The sequence below is a fragment of the Proteiniclasticum sp. C24MP genome, assembly GCF_043951855.1.
In the GTDB taxonomy this organism is placed as follows: Bacteria; Bacillota; Clostridia; order Clostridiales; family Clostridiaceae; genus Proteiniclasticum.
In genome coordinates this window covers 85,657-106,199 of the sequence record NZ_JBINJW010000006.1, presented here as the reverse complement: position 1 = coordinate 106,199, position 20,543 = coordinate 85,657, and the positions used below count along the sequence as shown (strand labels likewise).

Annotated in this window: 22 protein-coding genes; 3 read left to right on the top strand and 19 right to left on the bottom strand. The window is 42.9% G+C overall.

The window, feature by feature from the left end; translation table 11 throughout:
- Positions 1–99 precede the first annotated feature (99 nt).
- The 7 genes from ACHAL6_RS06920 to alaS all read right to left on the bottom strand — a co-directional run bounded on the left by ACHAL6_RS06920 (position 100) and on the right by alaS (position 6,434).
- The gene (locus ACHAL6_RS06920) at positions 100–447 is read right to left on the bottom strand and encodes a YlbF family regulator (protein ID WP_395269558.1); all 348 of its coding nucleotides are present in this window, start codon (positions 445–447) and stop codon (positions 100–102) included.
- Between the two features lie 16 nt (positions 448–463).
- Complete coding sequence (locus tag ACHAL6_RS06915) at positions 464–2,131, bottom strand: ribonuclease J (RefSeq protein WP_395269557.1); 1,668 nt, start codon at positions 2,129–2,131, stop codon at positions 464–466.
- Positions 2,112–2,609 (bottom strand): Fur family transcriptional regulator, encoded by a 498-nt coding sequence (locus tag ACHAL6_RS06910; protein WP_395269555.1) that lies wholly within the window; start codon positions 2,607–2,609, stop codon positions 2,112–2,114. Before ACHAL6_RS06910 ends, ACHAL6_RS06915 begins: the two co-directional genes overlap by 20 nt.
- A 1-nt stretch (position 2,610) precedes the next feature.
- Positions 2,611–2,880, bottom strand: a complete 270-nt coding sequence (locus tag ACHAL6_RS06905; RefSeq protein ID WP_207598142.1) for a DUF1292 domain-containing protein — start codon at positions 2,878–2,880, stop codon at positions 2,611–2,613.
- A gap of 17 nt (positions 2,881–2,897) precedes the next feature.
- The gene (gene ruvX / locus ACHAL6_RS06900; protein ID WP_395269553.1) at positions 2,898–3,317 is read right to left on the bottom strand and encodes a Holliday junction resolvase RuvX; all 420 of its coding nucleotides are present in this window, start codon (positions 3,315–3,317) and stop codon (positions 2,898–2,900) included.
- 142 nt (positions 3,318–3,459) lie between these two features.
- Entirely contained in the window at positions 3,460–3,714 is a 255-nt protein-coding gene (locus ACHAL6_RS06895; RefSeq protein ID WP_207598143.1) for an IreB family regulatory phosphoprotein, read from the bottom strand.
- Positions 3,715–3,815: 101 nt separating this feature from the next.
- Entirely contained in the window at positions 3,816–6,434 is a 2,619-nt protein-coding gene (alaS, locus tag ACHAL6_RS06890) for an alanine--tRNA ligase (RefSeq protein ID WP_395269606.1), read from the bottom strand.
- A 574-nt stretch (positions 6,435–7,008) separates the two neighbouring features.
- On the opposite strand from alaS, the gene ACHAL6_RS06885 reads away from it, so the two are divergent.
- Entirely contained in the window at positions 7,009–7,884 is an 876-nt protein-coding gene (locus tag ACHAL6_RS06885) for a general stress protein (protein WP_395269552.1), read from the top strand.
- A 74-nt stretch (positions 7,885–7,958) separates the two neighbouring features.
- Here the strand turns inward: ACHAL6_RS06885 and ACHAL6_RS06880 are convergent, their stop codons facing one another.
- Positions 7,959–8,615 (bottom strand): Crp/Fnr family transcriptional regulator, encoded by a 657-nt coding sequence (locus tag ACHAL6_RS06880; protein ID WP_395269550.1) that lies wholly within the window; start codon positions 8,613–8,615, stop codon positions 7,959–7,961.
- A 95-nt stretch (positions 8,616–8,710) separates the two neighbouring features.
- Here ACHAL6_RS06880 and ACHAL6_RS06875 point away from each other — a divergent pair, with 95 nt between their 5' ends.
- A complete protein-coding gene (locus ACHAL6_RS06875) occupies positions 8,711–9,325 on the top strand; it encodes a 4Fe-4S binding protein (RefSeq protein ID WP_395269548.1) in 615 nt (204 codons plus the stop codon).
- 25 nt (positions 9,326–9,350) lie between these two features.
- Here the strand turns inward: ACHAL6_RS06875 and ACHAL6_RS06870 are convergent, their stop codons facing one another.
- The 6 genes from ACHAL6_RS06870 to ACHAL6_RS06845 all read right to left on the bottom strand — a co-directional run bounded on the left by ACHAL6_RS06870 (position 9,351) and on the right by ACHAL6_RS06845 (position 14,929).
- Entirely contained in the window at positions 9,351–9,542 is a 192-nt protein-coding gene (locus tag ACHAL6_RS06870) for a hypothetical protein (RefSeq protein WP_395269547.1), read from the bottom strand.
- Positions 9,543–9,580: 38 nt separating this feature from the next.
- On the bottom strand, positions 9,581–10,756 hold the full coding sequence (locus ACHAL6_RS06865; protein ID WP_395269546.1) for a DUF2812 domain-containing protein: 1,176 nt from the start codon (positions 10,754–10,756) through the stop codon (positions 9,581–9,583).
- Positions 10,757–10,879: 123 nt separating this feature from the next.
- Positions 10,880–11,959 carry a tRNA 2-thiouridine(34) synthase MnmA gene (mnmA, locus tag ACHAL6_RS06860; RefSeq protein WP_395269545.1) on the bottom strand — a complete coding sequence of 360 codons (1,080 nt, stop codon included), beginning with the start codon at positions 11,957–11,959 and terminating at the stop codon, positions 10,880–10,882.
- 36 nt (positions 11,960–11,995) lie between these two features.
- Positions 11,996–13,147 carry a cysteine desulfurase family protein gene (locus ACHAL6_RS06855; protein ID WP_395269544.1) on the bottom strand — a complete coding sequence of 384 codons (1,152 nt, stop codon included), beginning with the start codon at positions 13,145–13,147 and terminating at the stop codon, positions 11,996–11,998.
- On the bottom strand, positions 13,140–13,589 hold the full coding sequence (locus ACHAL6_RS06850; RefSeq protein WP_207598152.1) for an Rrf2 family transcriptional regulator: 450 nt from the start codon (positions 13,587–13,589) through the stop codon (positions 13,140–13,142). The genes ACHAL6_RS06855 and ACHAL6_RS06850 overlap by 8 nt, the downstream gene beginning before the upstream one ends.
- Before the next feature lie 71 nt (positions 13,590–13,660).
- Positions 13,661–14,929: a replication-associated recombination protein A gene (locus ACHAL6_RS06845; protein ID WP_395269542.1), complete on the bottom strand. Its 1,269-nt coding sequence runs from the start codon at positions 14,927–14,929 to the stop codon at positions 13,661–13,663.
- Between the two features lie 106 nt (positions 14,930–15,035).
- On the opposite strand from ACHAL6_RS06845, the gene ACHAL6_RS06840 reads away from it, so the two are divergent.
- Positions 15,036–15,275, top strand: a complete 240-nt coding sequence (locus ACHAL6_RS06840) for a hypothetical protein (RefSeq protein WP_395269540.1) — start codon at positions 15,036–15,038, stop codon at positions 15,273–15,275.
- 69 nt (positions 15,276–15,344) lie between these two features.
- Here the strand turns inward: ACHAL6_RS06840 and ACHAL6_RS06835 are convergent, their stop codons facing one another.
- The 5 genes from ACHAL6_RS06835 to ACHAL6_RS06815 form a co-directional block, all read right to left on the bottom strand.
- Positions 15,345–17,777 (bottom strand): beta-glucosidase, encoded by a 2,433-nt coding sequence (locus ACHAL6_RS06835; RefSeq protein WP_395269539.1) that lies wholly within the window; start codon positions 17,775–17,777, stop codon positions 15,345–15,347.
- 35 nt (positions 17,778–17,812) lie between these two features.
- On the bottom strand, positions 17,813–18,592 hold the full coding sequence (aroD, locus tag ACHAL6_RS06830) for a type I 3-dehydroquinate dehydratase (protein WP_395269538.1): 780 nt from the start codon (positions 18,590–18,592) through the stop codon (positions 17,813–17,815).
- Positions 18,589–19,215 (bottom strand): histidine phosphatase family protein, encoded by a 627-nt coding sequence (locus ACHAL6_RS06825; protein ID WP_395269604.1) that lies wholly within the window; start codon positions 19,213–19,215, stop codon positions 18,589–18,591. Before ACHAL6_RS06825 ends, aroD begins: the two co-directional genes overlap by 4 nt.
- 62 nt (positions 19,216–19,277) lie before the next feature.
- On the bottom strand, positions 19,278–19,715 hold the full coding sequence (locus tag ACHAL6_RS06820; protein WP_395269602.1) for a MarR family winged helix-turn-helix transcriptional regulator: 438 nt from the start codon (positions 19,713–19,715) through the stop codon (positions 19,278–19,280).
- A gap of 45 nt (positions 19,716–19,760) precedes the next feature.
- Positions 19,761–20,534: a PHP domain-containing protein gene (locus ACHAL6_RS06815; RefSeq protein WP_395269536.1), complete on the bottom strand. Its 774-nt coding sequence runs from the start codon at positions 20,532–20,534 to the stop codon at positions 19,761–19,763.
- Positions 20,535–20,543: the final 9 nt, after the last annotated feature.

Genomic DNA, 20,543 nt, shown 5'->3' with positions numbered 1-20,543 from the left:
TTTTTATGCATTTTCTCAAGAATCCCTTCATTCAATGAAGAAAGCAGCAAGATACCATCTTACTGCTTTCTATATTATAATTCTATTTTGGAATGAATATTACTTTCCCACTCCAATGACATCCACACCCACTGCATCATTGATGATTTTCATCATGTCTTCAAACAGGATGGAGAATCTCACTTCCGCCTGCAGGTACTCATTGATATCAGGATTGGTCTTGATGACAGATGCGAAATTCTGCATCTGCTCTGTGGTTTCATCTGAAACCTTACCACTCTCCATAGATTCGGTATAAGCCGCGATCTGAATCTTTCTGAAATCCTCCAGCATTCTGGTCTTCTTTTCATCAGATTGAATCTTCAGAGCCGCTTCTCTGAAAGCCACCACATCTGGATTCACCTTCAGTTCTGCTGCCAACTCATTGAATTTATCATATATATTCAACTTATCTGCCCTCCTATTACACTTCCATGATGATTGGTAGAATCATCGGTCTTCTCTTTGTTTTCTCGAAAAGATGATTCTTCAATGTATCCTTGATGATGTTCTTAAGGATGTTCCAATCTGTGATATGCTTATCTTCACATTCTGCTAGCGCTTCCATGACAACTTTTCTGGAGCTGTCCATCAGTGCTTCCGCTTCTTTCACATATACAAAACCTCTTGTTATGATGTCCGGTCCAGCAACGACTAAGCCGCTTTCCTTTTCCATGGTCACTACAACTGTAATGATTCCATCTTCAGACAGATGCTTTCTGTCACGTAATACGATTCTTCCCACATCTCCAACACCAAGACCATCAATGAGTACATGTCCTGAATTCACAGTACCTACCTTCTTGATGCCCTTTCTGAAAACTTCAATGACATCCCCGTTCTCAGGAATTACAATGTTGTTTCCACTTAAGCCCAGCTTCATGCCCAGATCTCTGTGTTCTCTAAGCATTCTATATTCACCGTGCACAGGAATCAGATTCCTTGGCTTTGTAAGTGTGTGCATCAGCTTGATTTCTTCCTTGCAGGCATGGCCTGATACATGAATGGCCTCCAGCTTTCCGTAAACCACTTCAGCACCTAACTGCGCCAGTTTATCAATGGTTCTGAAAATCGGCTTCTCATTACCTGGAATCGGTGAAGAAGAGAATACGACAGTATCGCCCTGTTTCACTTGTATTTTTCTGTGCATGTTATTCGCCATTCTTGATAATGCAGCCATGGGCTCTCCCTGGCTTCCAGTAGTCACTATCACAACCTGATTATCAGGATACTTTTTGACATCATCGATGGAAATCAGATGTTTTTCATCGATGGTGATGTATCCTAAATCGATGGCGATGGGAATGATATTTTCCATTGATCTTCCTGATACCGCAATTTTTCTTCCTGCAGCAATACCAGCTTCGATGATCTGCTGAATTCTATGGATATTGGATGCGAAAGTTGAAATGATGATTCTTCCCTGAACACCGTGGAATATTCTCTTAAAGCTATCTCCCACCGAAGATTCAGAAATGGTGAATCCTTCTCTCTCAACATTTGTTGAATCACATAACAGGGCCAGAACCCCTCTTCTACCTAATTCCGCAAATCTCTGAAGATCAATGACTTCTCCGTCAACCGGAGTGTAGTCAATCTTAAAGTCACCTGTATGCACTACAGCTCCAAGGGGAGTATGTATTGCGAGCGCACAGGCATCCGCAATAGAGTGATTTACTTTGATGTACTCAACGGACATTTTGTCCAGTTTAATCACATCTTTTGCTTTCACAATATTTACCGTCACCACATCCTGAATGCGATGCTCTGTAAGTTTCAGGTTAATCAAAGCCGCTGTCAGCTTTGTTGCATATACAGGAACATTGATCTGCTTTAACACATATGGCAGTGCTCCTATGTGGTCTTCATGACCATGGGTTATGAAGATACCCTTTATTTTCTCCTGATTCTTTACAAGATATGTAATATCAGGAATGACAACGTCAATACCAAGCATATCATCATCCGGGAATTTCAAACCGCTATCCACCACGATGATTTCATCCTTGTATTCTATTACTGTCATGTTCTTGCCAATTTCGTTTGTACCGCCAAGAGGTATAATCTTTACATTATCCTTCTCTTTTGCCATTATTTGTTTCCTCCTTAAGTTCTTCCTCTTTAGCGCACTCATTACAAATACCGTAAAATTTAAGGCTATGATCGAGAATCTTGAACTTATACTTTCTACCAATCTCCTCTTCTAAAGGATCCAGGAGGTCACCCATGAACTCGTAAACTCTGGAACATCTGATGCAGATCAGGTGATGATGTGTATGTTCTTCATCTGTCCTGGTCAGTTCATATCTTGCAGTTCCATCTTTAAGATCTAGTCGTGTAACAATATTTTCCTCATGCATGAGCATGATTGTTCTGTAAACAGTGGCAAGACCTATTTCAGGTCTTTTCACCTTCACGATATCAAATAATTCTTCCACGGTCAGGTGTTCCCCCACACTTTCGATAATCGCATCAACGATTGCCTGTCTCTGTGGTGTCAGCTTATAACCGCTTTTCTTAAGTTTACTGGTTATTGTCTGAATATCCTCTCTGGTATAAGTAGTTACCATATTAATTCAGTCCGTCTTCGTCGAATATAACGCTGTACGCCTCTTCTATCATGGCTATTTCCACGTCGTCTTCAACGGTCTCGAAAAATTCGTTACCCTCTTCGTCATACACAACCTTAAGGGCTGTAAATACAGGTTCTTCCTCATCACTTTCGACGGGAGAAACAATGAAATATTCAACATCTTCTATTTCCATTCTTGTCACGACTTCAACTTCCACTTCATTTCCGTCTTCATCTGTAAGTACAATTAGATCTGTCATGTCTTCCATAATTTTCACCTCTTTGTTTATTTTGTGCTGCTAATTTTATCTAAATATCCCTGAAGTATATAGGTGGCTGCAATCTTATCTACCAGAGTTTTCCTCTTCTTTCTGGACATATCCGCTTCCAGCATGGCTCTGTGTGCAGCCATGGTTGTAAGCCTCTCATCCCAGTAAATCACCTTGTGTCCGAATTCTTCCTCGAGAACCCTTCCGAACTCCATGGCTTTTTCAGCCTGGGGTCCAATGGTTCCATTCATGTTTTTAGGAAGTCCCACAACGATTCCCAGAATTTCATACTCATTGAAAATCTCTCGAAGCTTTTCAAAATCCTTTTCAAGTGACTTTCTTCTCACGGTAGTTATTCCTTGCGCGGTATAACCTAACGGATCGCTTACCGCAACCCCTATGGTTCTATCGCCTACATCCAATCCAATATACCTCATTAATAAATTTAAATCCTTTCAAATTGATACTATTATATCGTATCAAACTTTCCTTAAAAAACTTTATGTTTTTATCGTATCATTCTCACACATAATGAGAATAAAAGCAATAGGGATACCTTATTCAAGGTATCCCTTCCTATTATTTAATGTTCAAATAGGATTTCAGAACCTCTTCAAGGATTTCATCCCTCTCAAGCTTTCTTACTAGGGCTCTTGCTCCATTGTAGTTTGTGATATACGTCGGGTCGCCGGAAATGATATATCCAACCAGCTGATTTACGGGATTATATCCCTTTTCGTTGAGTGCATTATATACTTCTTCAAGTATCGCTTTGGTCAGATCTTTCTTATCATTCTCAAAGTCAAATTGCATGGTATGATCTTTATTGTTCATAAACAACGCTGCTTCGCAGCTTCACCCCCTTGAAAATAGTACCTTACTATCTATATTATAAATTATTCTGGTTAAATTGTATAGACAACTTCAGAATTAACTTATTTCTTCAAGAGATCTTCCACAGCTTGAAGTGCTTCTCCCAGCATTTCAGGCTTTTTACCGCCTGCCTGAGCCATGTCAGGTCGGCCACCACCACCGCCGCCGGCAATTGCAGCTATCTCCTTGATCAGCTTTCCAGCATGGTATCCGTCTTTCACTTTATCTTTTGAGATCATGACGGAGAAACTGACTTTTCCTTCACCTTTTGCTGCCAGTACGACGATTCCTGACTGAAGCTTATCCAGAACCTTCTCTGTAAGGTCTCGCAGATCTCCTGCTTCCACATTCTGAACTTCTCCTCTGATAAGATGTACCCCATGGACTTCTTCCTTCATTTTCAGAAGCTCGTCCACATACCCTAAGGACTGTGCTTTTCTTGATTCCTCCAGTTCTTTCTGAAGTGCTTTCATTTCCTGTATGTTGGCAGCCACCTTATTCACGATTTCGTTCTTGCCCACTTTAAGAAGTTCCTGCAGTTCACTTAAGGTATTCTCTTTTTGATTGAACAGTTCAAACGAATTCAAACCCGTGATCGCTTCGATTCTTCTGACGCCGGATGCAATCCCTGCTTCAGAAGTCACTTTGAATAATCCGATTTCCCCGGAATTTCTCACATGCGTTCCGCCGCAAAGCTCCATTGAGAATTCTCCTACAGACAGCACACGAACTTCATCGCCGTATTTTTCATCAAATAGCGCCATGGCGCCAGATGCTTTCGCATCAGACATGGACATGAGTGAAGTAGTTACAGGTGTCGCTTTGAGAATCTCTTCATTGACAATCTGTTCCACGCTTCTTATTTCTTCCACCGTCATAGGCTGGAAATGATTGAAATCAAATCTCAGCTTATCGGGCTGGACGACAGAACCCGCCTGATTCACATGACTGCCGAGCACCATCTTCAGGGCTTTATGAAGCAGATGTGTTGCAGTATGATTTCTTTCTGTGCTCTTTCTTACCGCTTCTGATACCTGGAATCCTGCCTTGCCTTTGGTCAGATTTCCTTCCAGAACTGTTACGACATGTACAGTATTTCCGTTTCTGCTTTTTCTGGTATCAAGGACTTCTGCTTTGAACTCATCCCCTACGATGAGACCCACATCTCCTACCTGACCGCCCATTTCAGCATAAAATGGAGTATGATCAGAAACCACGTATCCTTTCTGACCCGCTTCCAGGTGCTCCACCATTTCATCCTCATTGTAGACAAATAATATTTCCGCATCCTCTGTAAGTGTTCCATATCCTGTGAACGCAGTGGAAACAGTTTCCTCCAGAACATCGATTCCGGAATTCTCGGAACCCATGTAGGAACTTTCTCCCCTTGCGGCACGTGCTCTCTGCCTCTGATCATTCATTTCCTTTCTGAATGTTTCCAGATTGATTTTCATTCCTTTCTCAGCAATGATCTCTTCTGTCAATTCCAGTGGAAAACCATAGGTATCATATAACTTGAATGCGTGCTCTCCACTGAAGGTGTCTCCTTCTGTTTCTTCCACGAATCCCAGAAGCATTTCCATACCTGCATCCAGTGTCTCATGGAATTTCTTTTCTTCCAGATCAACAATTTTTTCTATATACTCTCTTCTCTCCAGAAGATCAGGGTATGCCTGTCCATAGCTTTCCATCACAGCGGAAATGATCTGGTTAAGGAACAGCTTCTTGTGACCTAGTACCCTGCCGTGTCTTGCTGCACGTCTCAGAAGTCTTCTCAGCACATAGCCTCTGCCTTCATTGGATGGAAGAACTCCATCACCGATGAGGAAAGCGATGCTTTTTGCGTGGTCTGCGATGATTCTTATGGAAACATCTTCTTCCTTGTTCTTTCCATAAACTATTCCAGTTACTTCAGTGACTTTATCTATGATGTTTTTCAGGACATCAATCTCAAAAATGGAATCCACACCCTGCATGATGGTGGCCATTCTTTCCAGCCCCATACCCGTATCAATATTAGGGTTTGCAAGAAGATTGTAGTTTCCTTCTTCATCCTTATCGAACTGAGTGAACACCAGATTCCAGAATTCAGTCATTTCATCTCGATCAGATGCGGCGATGAAATCGTCTGTGGTCCTGATTTCATCAGCACCCTTATAATAATGGATTTCTGAACAAGGTCCGCATGGACCCACTCCGATTTCCCAGAAATTATCTTCTTTTCCCAGCCTGAAAATTCGATCAGGATTGATATCTGTTTTATTTTTCCAGATTTCAAAGGCCTCATCATCTTCAAAATATACCGTTGCATAAAGTCTGGACTTATCGATTTTCAGCACTTCAGTAACGAATTCCCATGCCCAGGGAATGATTTCCTCTTTGAAGTAATCCCCAAAGGAAAAGTTTCCCAGCATTTCAAAAAATGTGGCATGTCTTTTCGTGCGCCCTACATTGTCAATGTCACCGGTTCGTATGCACTTCTGACAGCTGGTCACTCTCTTTGAAGGAGGAACCTTCACACCTGTAAAATAGGGTTTCAATGGTGCCATACCCGCATTGATTAAAAGGAGTGATTTATCATCCTTAGGTACTAGAGGAAAGCTTTCCATCACGTAGTGCGCCTTCTCTTTGAAAAAGTCCAGATATTTCTGTCTGATTTCATTGGTTGTAAGTTTTTCCATCATTTTGCCTCCATATATTTTATCTTTCTCTATTTTAATAATTTAATACAACAAAAAAAGCCTTCATCCCCAGCAAGGGACGAAAGCTCTGCTTCCGCGGTACCACCCTAATTATGAATGCGCTGCATTCATCTCTCAAAAGATCCGGATTCCAAGACAGCTTCGTCATCTCTCTCCAAAGGCTTTCACCATCCGCCTCTTCTCTAAATGGTAGATTCTGATGAGTACTCATTCTCTTCAACATCCAGTATTCACAGTATTCACTGATTACTTATAAAGTATACTCATTGCATTCCATAAAGTCAATGCATTTGCATGCTGATGATCAGTTAATTCAATTTGATTCTCCCTTAATCCATCACTGAAACCTTTTATCAACAAACACTTCATATTATGGCTTTATGGTTCATAGTATTTCAGGTTATTTTGAAAATCTATTAACTTCATTAATTATTGTTTTCAGCCAATTATCTACTTGTTTATAAAACGGTAACTGGCAGTTCCGAATAAAGCGGTATTATAACTACATAGTCAATTTTAACTGAAATTGAACTCAATACGCAGGAGGTTAGTAATGAAAAAAATCATAGGAATTTTCAAGACAGAGGATCTGGCTATCAGAGCCATTGAAGGATTGAGATCTTCCGGTTACAGAGATGATGAAATATCCATCATCACAAAAGATGAAGAAAAATATAATGCACTTACAAACAAGGTAGGAAAAGATATAACAAACGAAAAAGATGCAGCAGGCGGTGCCGCGGCCGGTGCGGTAACCGGAGGTGCCATTGGTGGCCTTGGAGGACTGCTTCTGGGTCTAGGTGCTTTAGCCATACCTGGAGTGGGACCCATAGTTGCTGCAGGACCTATCGCAGCAGCTATCACAGGAGCCCTTGCAGGAGGTGCTGTAGGTGGACTGGCAGGAGCACTCATCGATTATGGTGTGCCTGAAATAGAGGCAAAGGAATATGAAGAACGCATCAACGCTGGTGACATTCTGATCCTCGTAGATGATGACGAACAAAAACGTGATGAAGCATATGACCATTTCTACAGAAATGAAAGCCTCAACAGAGACACATACAGGCATAGAGATCGAAGCGCACCCTATGAAGATGATAGTATATCAGAAGAAACCGGAAAACCCAGCTATCTGACAGATAGTTATGCGGAAAAAAATGAAGAGGTGATTGTTGAAGTGGATAAAAACAAAGATTTAGACAAAATACTGGAGAAGAATGACGAGGAAGTCAATGAAAATCCAGCTTATGATGGTGGAATCGCTACCCATGATAAAGGATGGAACAAGGAAATCAACAAAGATACAGAAAAGGGAAACACCAATCATATAGTAGATGGACATGAAAGAAGAATCGAAGAAGAAGAACCTTTCGAAGCAGAAAAAGCATATGATCTGGATAAAAAACTAAGAGATGTAGATCAGTTTTAAATTTTCATAGTATTCTCCCCTTGAATGGGAAAGGAGACTCTATCATTATGGAGTCTCCTTTTCTTCGTTCTTTTTCAGTCTTTCAGCGTAATTGTATTTCTGTCATATTCAATGAGACCATCCCTTTTCATCTTCTGCAGTTCACGACTCAAGGAAGTGCGCTGCACCCCCAGCCTTTCAGCAAGCTGTTTTTTTGTACCATCCAGAACGATGGTGCTTCTTTTCTGGAATTTCTTCTCGTATGTGAGATAATCCAGAAGCTTGTTGCGCAGCGTCCCTGGAGAAATCTCTTCAATCTTATTCGTCAGCACCAAAGTTCGATCCGAAACAGCCTGCAGAAATTTCAGCATGAAATTACTGTTTATACTGCAGAGATGCAGAATAAGTGGTGCATCCAGTGAGATCAGAACTGACTCTTCTTCTGCTATGACCGTCATGGGATACGTTCTGAACGTGGAGAATATGAGATTTGCGCCAATGAGAGACCCTTTTCTGAAGTTCTCTATACGAAGCACGTTCCCATTCTCATCCAGTCTCTGGACTGAAACTTTCCCTGAAAGGACAATGTCCATCTTGGATGCAGTCTGTCCTTGCAGATAGATCATTTCATTCTTGAGATATCTGTGCAGTGCGGTCCCTCTTTCCATAAGATGATTTCTCAGGTCGTATTTTCTGAAGTCTTCGAAAAGAGGGAGTTGAGCAAGATCTTCCATATAATCATTCAGTTTCATTAACTCACCCCTCCAGTTACCACGGTAACACTATATTCTTCATAGTAGCAGTATGCTATAGATAAATCAATATTCAATTATGTGAGGTATGAATTATGACAACTAAAAGTCTTCAGGTGGCGATACAGCTTTTCTTTCTGCTTTTATTCGGTGTTCTTGTAATGATTGGGAAGCCCCAGATCTGGATGATTCTCTTTGCAGCTTCCATGATTCTTGCTTTTCTCTTCAGCAGAGTCTACTGCGGTTATATCTGTCCCATCAATACATTGATGAAACCGGTGAAGTGGATCAAGGAAAAGCTGCATCTGAAAGATCATGAAGTCTCATCTTTTCTGGAAAAACCTTTGACACGTGTACTGATTCTGGTATCCTTCATGAGTCTTTTTCTGATATCAGTAATGTCAGGGAAAAGACTCCCCGTCCTTCCAGCCATGGTGCTGCTCGGTGCCATCCTGACCCTGTTTTTCCATGAAGAACTCTGGCACCGCTTTCTCTGCCCTTATGGACTTTTCCTCAGCTTTCCGTCAAAGAAATCCAAGCATTTTGTGACCATATCCTCGGATCTGTGTGTCAACTGCACAAAATGTGCGAACGTATGTCCATCCAAGGCTGTAATCAGAAAAGACAAGCATGAGATACTGAAAGAGGAATGCCTCGTCTGCGGAGAATGCATCCGTTCCTGTCCTACCAATGCCATCTCCTATAAATAAGCAAATAAAATAGACCCTCACGGGTCTATTTTATTTGCTTATTTTTCTTCTTTTTTCTTCTTTGGGGCTTCCATCCTCCTGAGAGCTGCAGCCATAGCACCATGATGAGCATGGTGGCTCCGATGAAGAAGGTATCATTTCGATAGATGAAGTAATAGATCAGCGATACCGCCACGAATAAGGCCGCAATCATCAAAGTCCTTGGTTTGAATTTCATTACTGCACGCTCCTTTCAGCACATAGAAGTTCATTCTCTCATTCACTTTTTGCCAGAGCGCTTTCCATGGACGCCGAGAACCTCTCTGCTATGAGTTCCTTGAAGCTCTTCAGGTCCACTCTCCCACGATAATTCACCACCATCAGTCGATCCTCCATGCGCAGAATCATGGTCCGCAGTTCAGGCACATCAAAATAGCTGACCGATACGTTCCCGTACTTTTCTCTGATGGAATCTGTGTCACCAGTGCTTTTCTCCACCCGGCTGATCAGCCTGTCTTCGAGAAAATTCAGTATCCACTGAGAAGACACCTGATAATATGTGGTCTGCAGTCCAGGACTGTACCGGTTGATGATCCACAGATTTTCATCAATCACAATCTGATCGTTCAGAAATATGCTTTTTCGAACACTGGCATAGTTTCCATAATCGAAAGGCTCTTTCTCCCTGAAATCGGGATCCTTCATCTCTTCAATCTCCTCCAGTGTAATCACGGGTTCGAAATCAAGATCCTCAATCTCGAGGTAGCCATACATCTCCTGATCTGCTGAAAACGCAAAGAGGAGAATGCCTATGGCTGCACCATAGAACAGAAAGTTCCCCATGAGATTCACCATTCTGAAAATCCCAGTGGATGGGGTCTGAAAGTCTTCTTTCTCATCTATGTTTTCCACATATTTCTTATGCCTTCGATAGGTGATGACTTTTGTCATAAGGCCTAGGACAATAAAGGAAAGATATAGAAGATGATACACCTGGAGATTCTGGAGCATCCATAAAATCGGATCACTGAATCCATTCAGAAAGTCCAGATCTAGAAGAAAAAGCAGCAGAAATCCTGGAATCGACCAGAAGATCCCCCATCTTTCCTTTTTCAGCTTTTCTTCATATTTCCATTTCACTGAATGGGGATCCATATAGAAATCCGGTGTATCTTTCTCTGCGTAATATACATGAAAGTGATCCGCAAGGGTCCCTGCATAGGTCCATCCTCTGTCGGAATGGGCTTCCACCACTTCGCTTTCGGGCTCCCTGGCATCCTTCAGCGTAGGTTCCAGATGAAACTTCAGATGCTCTCTATCGGTCTCTTCAAAGACAGCAAAATAAGGCTTCATCTTTTTGAGACGATAGCCTTCCTCCGCCTTCTCTTCCAGCCACATCCTGATGCTTTCCACATCATAGGCTGCATAGGGTACCCAGAATCTTTTTGCCATGACCTTGCTGCCTCCTCCTGATCTTTTTGAACTATAAAATGTTATATTCTTATCATACCTTCATTCTATCCTGCGGTCAACGAGATATAAAAAAAGAAGCTTATATGATAAGCTCCTTTCTGACTACTCTTCAATTGCGTAAATGGTTCCTCCGCCTAAGACGAAGTTGTCTTCATAGAATACCACAGCCTGACCTTTTGTCATGGCTCTCTGCTTCTCTTCAAAAACAACCTTCACCATGCCGTCTTCCATAGGATAGATGGTGCACTCTGCGGGTTTCGCGGAGTAACGGATCTTCGCTTTGGCCTTGTAGGGTTCCGTGACCTCATCTCTTGATACCCAGTTCAGATCATGGGCGATCAGGGTGTTCTTGAATAATGCGCTTTCATCTGTAAGCACCACTTCATTGGTATCCTTGTCGATCTTGGACACGAAAACCTGTCTTCCTAAAGAAAGCCCTAATCCCTTGCGCTGTCCGATGGTATAATAGGCGATGCCCTTATGCTGTCCCAGCACTTTACCATCCGGATCCACAAAATTTCCAGGTATTTTCAGCTCCGGCTTCTTTTCATAGATGTATCTGCCATGATCGTTGTCATCGATGAAACAGATTTCCTGAGAATCTTTCTTGTTATGAACCCCCAGGTCCATCTCTTTGGCGATCTCTCTGATTCTGCTCTTCTTGAACTCACCGCAGGGCATCAGCGTCTTTCTCAGCTGCTCCTGGGTCAGGTTATACAGAGCATAGGTCTGATCCTTCGTATCGTCATCCGCCTTTTCAATGACCATTCTGCCGTCTTTCTCGTAGATCTTGGCATAGTGACCTGTAGCGACATAATCAGCCCCCAGCGTTTCCGCTCGATGCAGAAGCTCATCAAACTTGATGTACTTATTGCATGCTATGCAAGGGTTTGGTGTCCTTCCTTCTATGTACTCTTCCATGAAGTAATCAATGACCTTTTCTCTGAATACCTCTTTGAAGTTCATGACATAAAATGGGATGTCTAATGTATCTGCAACCATCCTGGCATCATCTACTGCGGACAAGGAACAGCATCCGCCTTCTCTTTCCTTGAAGCCATTATCATCCTGCCAGACCTGCATGGTCACTCCGATGACCTCATATCCTTGCTCTCTTAACAGGTATGCCGCAACAGCAGAATCTACTCCACCTGACATACCCAGTACTACTCTCTTTTTCATCTTTTCACCTTACTCTGTTTATTCACACACAATCATCTATCTTCCGATTTTTCTTTGTCTCTTTACAATTTCTTCTACTGTTCTTAGGGTCTTTTCTATTTCATCTTCCATGTTGTACTTACTCAGCGTGAATCTCAGACTGCCTCTGATGTATTCTTTCTCCACACCGATGGCCTCCAATACATGTGACTCATCAATAGCCCCGGATGTGCATGCGCTGCCAGATGAAGCCAGGATTCCAGACAGATCCAGGTTCATAAGAAGGGCTTCTCCATCTACCCCTGAAAAGGAAACATTGACATTATTGGGAAGTCTGTTCTCGCCTCGAGGACCATTGAGTCGGCATCCTTCAATCTTAAGGAGCCCCTGTGTCAGCTGATCCCGAAGCATGGACAGTCTTCTGTTTTTCTCTTCCTTATCTGTCATGACGATTTCAAGCGCTTTTCCCAGTCCTACAATACCAGCTACATTCTCTGTACCGGAGCGCCTGCCTCGTTCCTGATTCCCGCCATGGATGAGATTCTCAATGACAATCCCGCTTCTGAGATAGAGAAAACCTACGCCTTTAGGACCATGAAATTTATGTGCAGACGCCGAAAGAAAATCGATATTCATTTCCTCCACATCTATCTCCACTGCACCAATGGCCTGTACGGCATCTGTATGAAAGAATGTCCCCTTTTCCCTGCAGATGCTTCCAATCTTCTTAAGAGGGAGAATTGTCCCGATTTCATTATTAGCGGCCATGATGCTCACAAGGACAGTATCTGGTCTGATGGATTTTTTCAGTTCCTCCAGATCAATCTGTCCATTTTCGTCCACATCAAGATAGGTCACTTCGAAGCCTTGTTTTTCGAGAAACTCCAGCGTATGAAGCGTCGCATGATGCTCGATCTTCGTGGAAACAATGTGTCTGCCTTTGGCTTCATTGCCATAGACTACACCTTTGATTGCCCAGTTAATCGCTTCACTGCCACCAGATGTGAAATAGATGTCTTTGGGTTTTGCGCCCAGAAGCTTCGCCGCCACATCTCTTGTTCTTTTCATCGCCGATTTGTTTTCTCTTGAAAAGGAATAGATCGAGGATGGATTGGAGTACTTCTCCAGATTGTATGGTTCCATGGCTTTCAGAACATCGTAATCCATAAACGTTGTCGCAGCATTATCCAGATATATAAAATCAGTCATTCAGAAATATCCCCTCTTTGATCGGCGTCGCCTGCATTTTCCTGTAATCATTGAGCATATCCTGAAGGGTAACGCCTGCCATGACGGAATTTATGGAATCTCTTATTTTGGCCCATAGCACTCTTGTGGCACAGGCTTCCAGATAATCGCATTCATCATTGGTCAGGCAGTCCGAGATCTCCACAGGTCCTTCCAGCACATCCATGATTTCAAGCACTGTGATTTCCTTCGGTAGTCTGTTCAGGATATATCCACCTTGCGCTCCTCTCACACTTTTAACAAGTTTTGCTCGTCTTAATGGCGCAAAGAGCTGTTCCAGATAATATTCTGATATTCCCTGACGCTCAGAAATACTCTTTATCGAAATCGGATTGTTGCCGTAATGAATCGCCAGATCCATCATCGCTTTGACACCGTATCTTCCTTTTGTTGATAGTTTCACTTCTACACCTCCAAGGCATTTCATCCATAAATTGTATCAATTCCGAGTGATTGTGTCAACTTTATTGACACTTATTCTTCCTTGATCTGTTTCCAGTAGTTTTTTGTCGCTTCTTCATATTTATTGGTTCCCGTGACATAGAACTTTTTACCTTCCAGTCCCTTTGGCATATAGTTCTGTTTCACATAATTATTCTTATACCCGTGGGGATAAAGATATTTCTGCATTCTCCCCAGAGACTTGGCTCCCGCATAGTGACCATCTCTCAAATGAGCGGGAAGCTCCAGAACAGATGTCGAGTCCACCGTGTTTATGGCCGAATCAATGGCGGTAATGACGGAGTTGGACTTCGGTGAGGTAGCCAGCAGAATCACAGCCTGGGCCAGTACAATCCTTGCTTCCGGCAGGCCCAGCGTAAGGGCTGCATCAGTACATGCTTTCACTATGGTAATGGCCTGAGGATTTGCAAGCCCGATGTCTTCCGCAGCAATGACCAGAAGTCTGCGGTTCACAGAAATCAGGTCTCCCCCCTTCAGGAGCATCGCCAGATACAGAAGAGCAGCGTTCTCATCACTGCCTCTGATGGATTTCTGGAAGGCGCTTAAGAGGTCGTAATGATAATCTCCATCCATATCGAAATTGATGATTTTCCTCTGCAGCAGATTCTCCACATCATCCTGGCTGATTTCTATGCGGTCCTGATTCACTCTGTCCTTTGACAGAAGAAGAAGTTCCAGATTATTGATGGCCTTTCTCATATCTCCATTGGCAAGACTTGCTATGAAGTCCATGGACACCTTGGAAATCAAAACTTCCTTCAAGCCCTTTTCTTCTTTATAGAACGTAAGGGCTCTATCCATGCCGTCAAGAATATCTTTAAACTCCAGCGGTTTGAATTCCACCACCATGGCTCTGGAAAGAAGCGCTTTGAATACTGCAAAATGGGGATTCTCCGTGGTGGATCCCACCAGAATGATCTTCCCGTTTTCCATGTAATCCAGAAGCACCTGCTGATTGCGCCGATTGAATAAATGAATTTCATCAATATACAGTAAAAGTCCTTTTTGCCCCATGAACATATTCAGTTCTTCCAAGGCGTTCTTCACATCTTTCAGGGAATCCGTCGAAGCATTGAGACTGATGAATTTCCTGTCCGTAAGATCTGCCAGAAGCCTTGCTACAGTAGTCTTCCCGATTCCAGGAGGACCGTAGAAAATCATATTCATGAGGCTTCCGCTCTTCACCATGCTGGATAGGATTTTTCCTTCTCCGATGAGATGTTTCTGACCCAGTACTTCATCCAGATTTTTAGGTCTTAGTTTACTTGCTAAAGGTTCCATATTTTTCATCACCCAACTAAAATTATACCACGTTTTCCGATTTTTCTTCTTTAAGCTTCTTAAGCTTCTTAAGAGATGTTATAATGAATCAAGGTATGGTGATCATATGGAAACAAAATATATTATCGGACTTCTTGCAGGCATCCTGATCTACGTCGGTATCGTCTCCGGACTTTATCTGGCTTATAAGCCGGATATCGAATACCAGAAAGAACGACGCAGAAAAGCCAAAGAAGCCAGAAGCAAAGCATTGGAAATGGCAAAGGAAGCCAGGAAATTCCAGAAGGAACATAGTGAGGACTCAAGCCCTCAGACAGAAACTGAAAACAAGGACAAAGAAACCTGAAAGGCGCATTCTAACATGCGCTCTTCCAGGTTTCTTTCAGTTCAGGCCAAGACTATCGGTTCCAGTTGTCTATTTTTTATCTCTCGCTTTTTTTGCCGCCTTGAGAAATTCTCCATTGGCAATATGAACAATGGATTCTCCAAGGTATTTCGGCATTTTATCCGGAGATACCAGCGACAGTCTTTTGATCGGCGTATGCATGAACATGGAGTAGACCACTTTATAGGCATTGTCTTTTTCACTCTTCACTCCAGTTGCATCTGCGAGCATTCTTTTCATAATCTTCATGACAATTCTCATCTGCAGCGCATCTTTCATCTCATAGAGTGTATTGTTCACTGTAAAAGGTTTCCCAATCTCCGTTTTCCGGATGCGGATCCCTTTCAGGGCTTCAAACGCACTTCTCGATGGTTTTCCATCGAGTCTAGCATAGTACTGCGGAACTTCAGCTTTGTCCAGGTGGATCCCTCGAGACTTGATCTCACCAGTCAATCTGAGTTCCTGAGAAGAGGAACCGATATGAATCATGTACCGCCCTTCATAAAGCACCTCTTTTTCAAGTTTAAGATCATACTCACAGAAATCTTCAGTTTGAAGCTTTATCTCAATGATTTTCTCTTCGCCAGGCCTCAGCGAAGTCTTTTTAAAGCCCTTCAGGGACTTCTTTACGACATATCCTTCCTGATCCATTCTTTCAATATACAGCTGAGAGATTTCCTTCCCTTCCCTTTCACCGATATTTCGAAGTCTGAATGAAACAGTCACTTCCTCCTCTTTATCCATCCGGATTTCATACTGGGATAGAGAAAGCTCTTCATACTGGAACTCCGTATAGGAAAGACCATGCCCGAAAGGAAAACGGACTTGCTTTCCCGCCTTGTCAAAGTATCTGTATCCGACATAAATTCCTTCCCTGTATTCAACCTGATAATTTTCAATCCCGTATATTTCAGATGTCACATGATCTTCGTATCGATGTGGCAAGGTCTCAGGAAGTTTTCCGCAAGGGCTGAATTCTCCAAAGAGAAGATCTGCAGCCGCTTCTCCCCCAGCCTGTCCGGGAAGATAGCAATTGAGAATCGCCGCCACTTCATCAGCCCAGGGCATTTCAACTGGAGCACCTGAATAGAGCAGTACTATGACTTTCCTGCTCTTCTTTGTAAGCTGTAAGATCAGTTCATTCTGCTGCGTTGGAAGCCTCATATGCTCTCTGTCAAATCCTTCTGATTCATACTCGTCAGGAAGCCCTGCAGCCACCAGAACGATGTCATCCTCTTCTATGACTGAAAGAATTTCTTCCTCTAGGCCCTCCTCCTGTTCTTCATCCATCAGAGAGTATCCCTGGAAAAATGTATACTTGATACCTTTTTCATCTAACCCATCCCGTAATGATGTCACTTTGTAGGGATTGATATGTGAGCTGCCTGCGCCCTGATACCTGGGTTTTTCAGCCAGAGCACCTGTGATGATGAGCCTGTGCATGCTTTCCTTTTCAAGAGGCAGAATACCCAGTTCATTTTTCAGAAGAACCATGGACTCTCTTGCTATTCTCCTTGACAGTTCATGATGTTTCTCCCTGTCCACGGAATTTTTATCAAGAGGACCATACTCTGCTAGCATTTTCTCTCTGCTATTACGGGTTCTGAAGACAAGATCCAATATGCGATCCACAGACTGATCCAGATACTTTTCCTCCATCTTACCCGTCAATATCGCTTCTCGGACTTCTTCATCAAAATACACTGCCCCACCTGGCATTTCCAGGTCAAGACCAGCCATAAAGGAGGCTTTCTTATCGTTCATGGCAGACCAGTCTGTCACAAGCACTCCTTCAAAACCGAATTTCTCTCTCAGCACATCGTTCAGCAGATATGGATGTTCACAGGCATAGATTCCATCAATCAGATTATAGGAACCCATCACTGTATAAGGCTTACCCTCCTTCACCGGACCTTCAAAGGACTTGAGATAAATATCATGCATGGCCTTTCTGTCTACGAGACTATCTGACTTCATTCTGTTGCTTTCCTGATTGTTCATGGCAAAATGCTTCAGGCTGGCTCCAACACCCATACTCTGAACGCCTCTGATCCATGCGGTTCCAAGCTTAGCGGAAAGGCAGGGATCCTCAGAGAAATACTCAAAATTCCTCCCGCAGAGAGGGTTCCTCTTTATGTTGACACCTGGTCCCAGAACGACCTGAACATCCTGACACAGTGCTTCATATCCTATGGCTCTGCCCATTTCATAGAGAAGATCTTCATCAAAAGAAGCCGCTGTAAGAGATGCCAGCGGAAAACAGGTGGAAGGATTACTTTCGTTGATGCCGAGATGATCCTGGTCTTCCTCCTGGTGCCTCAATCCATGCGGTCCGTCGCTGAGCGTTATTTTAGGAATCCCCAGATGTTTCATTTCCACGGTTCTCCAGTTATCTTTCCCCGAAGTTAATCTTATTTTCTCTTCTAGTGTCATGCTGCTGATCAGACTCTGATGTTTCAGCACCACTCTCACCCCCCAATACAGATTTGAACTATTTCCTATTCCGACTCTTCATTCAGCCTCTCCTTCAGTTCGTCAAGCGTTAGCTGACCTGGTGCTGATGGATTATGAACCGGAGCAAAAGTGACGCAGGTCATCGAACTTTTCTTGTCATATCTGGATCTCTTTCCCAGATCCCCCATGGAAAGTGCGATATGAGGAATGCCGAGAGATTGTGCTCCATTTCTAGAAGCAGTCATCAGTCGTTCCCGATCGTTCTTCACCACGGCAAATACAGCAATTTTAGCTATATCTGCTCCTAGCTTCTCCTGTGTTCTCAGGATGCGCAGCAGGCTTTCCTCGTCAGGCGTCTTTTGAAAATCATGCCATGACAGGAGTACGCTCATCCCCAGTTCCTTTGCCTGAGCCACAAGCGCAAAGTACGCATCCAGATTTTCCTCATTCTGTGCACTTCGAAACCAGTGCATTTCAATATCCAGGATGTCAGCAAGATTCTGTTTCACCACAACTCTCCGTATCCTGAGCAGTTCTTTCGGATCAAGTGATGTCTGTCCTCCTTCTTCTTTCCATCGATAAGTGAAGATCAGCGGCTTTTCAGGGACTGCTTCTTTAATCAGTCTGATGCCTGTTTCGATTTCTTCGGAAAGTCTGGCAGTTAAAAGCAGGTAATCCGCCCTCCATTCTATGATGGAGAATTCTTTGCCACGTAGTGTCTTAAGATCTCTTCTCAGCTCTTCAACCGTTCCTGGTGTCAAAGTGACACAGATGTTGAATGAACCATCATCGAAAATAGCTTCACCGATTTTCAGAGCTTTCATTTTTCCGCCCCTTTTTTCTCTCCGAAGTAATCATCAATATTATAGAGCGCATCAAAGACAAATCTGTCCCTGTGTTTCTTCAGCCTCATGATGGAACAGTTGTAGATTTCAATATTGAAAAATGAATCTGCACCATGCATGAACACATGTGAAAAAATCGTCTTCATGGTTCCCCCATGACAGACTACAAGAATCCGCTCTCCATTTGTGTATTTTTCCTGAAGGTCCTTGAGAAATGAGGCAACTCGTTTCTCAAAAGCAAAATGACTTTCTCCACCGCCAGGCTTGTAATGAAGCCAGTCTTCATTCCATTCCACAAAAAGATCCGGATTCTCTTTATGGAGCATATGATACTCCACCCCTTCCAGATCTCCCAGATGTCTCTCATCCAGTCTTTGATCTGAAATCGCATTGCTTAAGCTATAACCCATGTTCTCCAGTGTCTCGTGTGTTCTAGATAGAGAGGATACGAATAACGCATCTGGCGTAAAGCCCATTTTCTCTATCATCTTCCCCGCTTTGCGGGCCTGTTCCTTTCCATTTTCCGTAAGTCTGTAGTCACTGGAACCATACATAAGTTCCAGTACATTGGCTTCCGACTCACCATGGCGTACAAAAAGCACTTCCAAATATATCCCTCCCACTATAAGAATAGGGAAAAGCGAACTTTTCCCTCTCATTTCTCTTATTCTTTTGTATTCCGATACTTTCCATCAAAAAAACCGATGAGTTTCTCCAGCGCCTGAATCAGTATTGACTCTTCTTCTTCATTCAGAGTTTCAATGACACTGGCGATCATATCCTGATGAAATGCATCATGCATCTTCTTCGCTTCCATCCCTTTATCCGTCAGCTCCACAAGAACGACGCGTTTGTCTTCTTCTGTTCTTTTTCTCAAAAGATAGCCTTTTTTGATCAGCTTATCCACACCTGTTGTCAGTGTGCCCATGGTGATGTTCAGATCCCGTGAAATTTCAGTCATGGTTCTAGGTCTCTCATCACCTACTGCATGTATTGTATGCATTTCTGTAATTGTGAGATCACTTCCGTTATCACGAAGCGATTTTTCTTCAATCTCCAAAATGTCATGGAATAAATCTACTAATAGCTCGTTCAGTACGATCTTACTCTAGTTGATACGCTCCACCTTCTTCCTGTTTGTCGTTCATCATCGGTCACAAAGGACTCTTTTTCTATTTTTATAATAGCAGATTTCCAGTCCGATATCATCAGCAAGTTTAATGGCTTCATCAAAATTTCTTCCGATGTCCTCTGCAACATGGGCGTCAGAAGCCAGTGTCACATAACGACCACCATTCTCATAATACCCTTTATAGATACTTCTGAAAGAATGATACACTTCCCCAATCAGAGGTCTTTTCAGATTGATTTCCAGTGTCACATCTTCCCTGACCATCGTTTTGAATAGTGCGCTCAGTTCCTTCTCATACGCCTCATAACGAAGCTCCGAAAATCCGGAGTACCGGGTCGGATAATCGAAATGTGCCAGAGCATCAATAAACGAACTGTCCCGAACCATTTCTTCCGCATACCTGAGATATGTCCTGTAGAAATCTTTTTCGTTCTGAGACTTAAAGTATTTTCTGGAAGATAAATTGATTCCGTCCATTGTATGCAGTGAACCGATGACAATATCGAAATCATATTTTTCTTGTATTTCTCTTATTTTATCCGTGTATCTTCTGTCAAGGCCTAGTTCGATGCCCATAAGATAGGTATCACTTCTGTACTTCTCATAGAGCCTGAAGTATTCATCCACATCAAAATCAATGGGGAATCCACCGACCTCCAGGTAATTGAGATCCTTATGTTCTGTTGTGATCACACCCAGATTTTTCACTGCCGCTTCTTCTAAAATCTTCGTGATCTGCTCACTGGAATCAAATGAAAGTTCCGTGTGCATGTGTGTATCAAAAATCATCTGTATTTC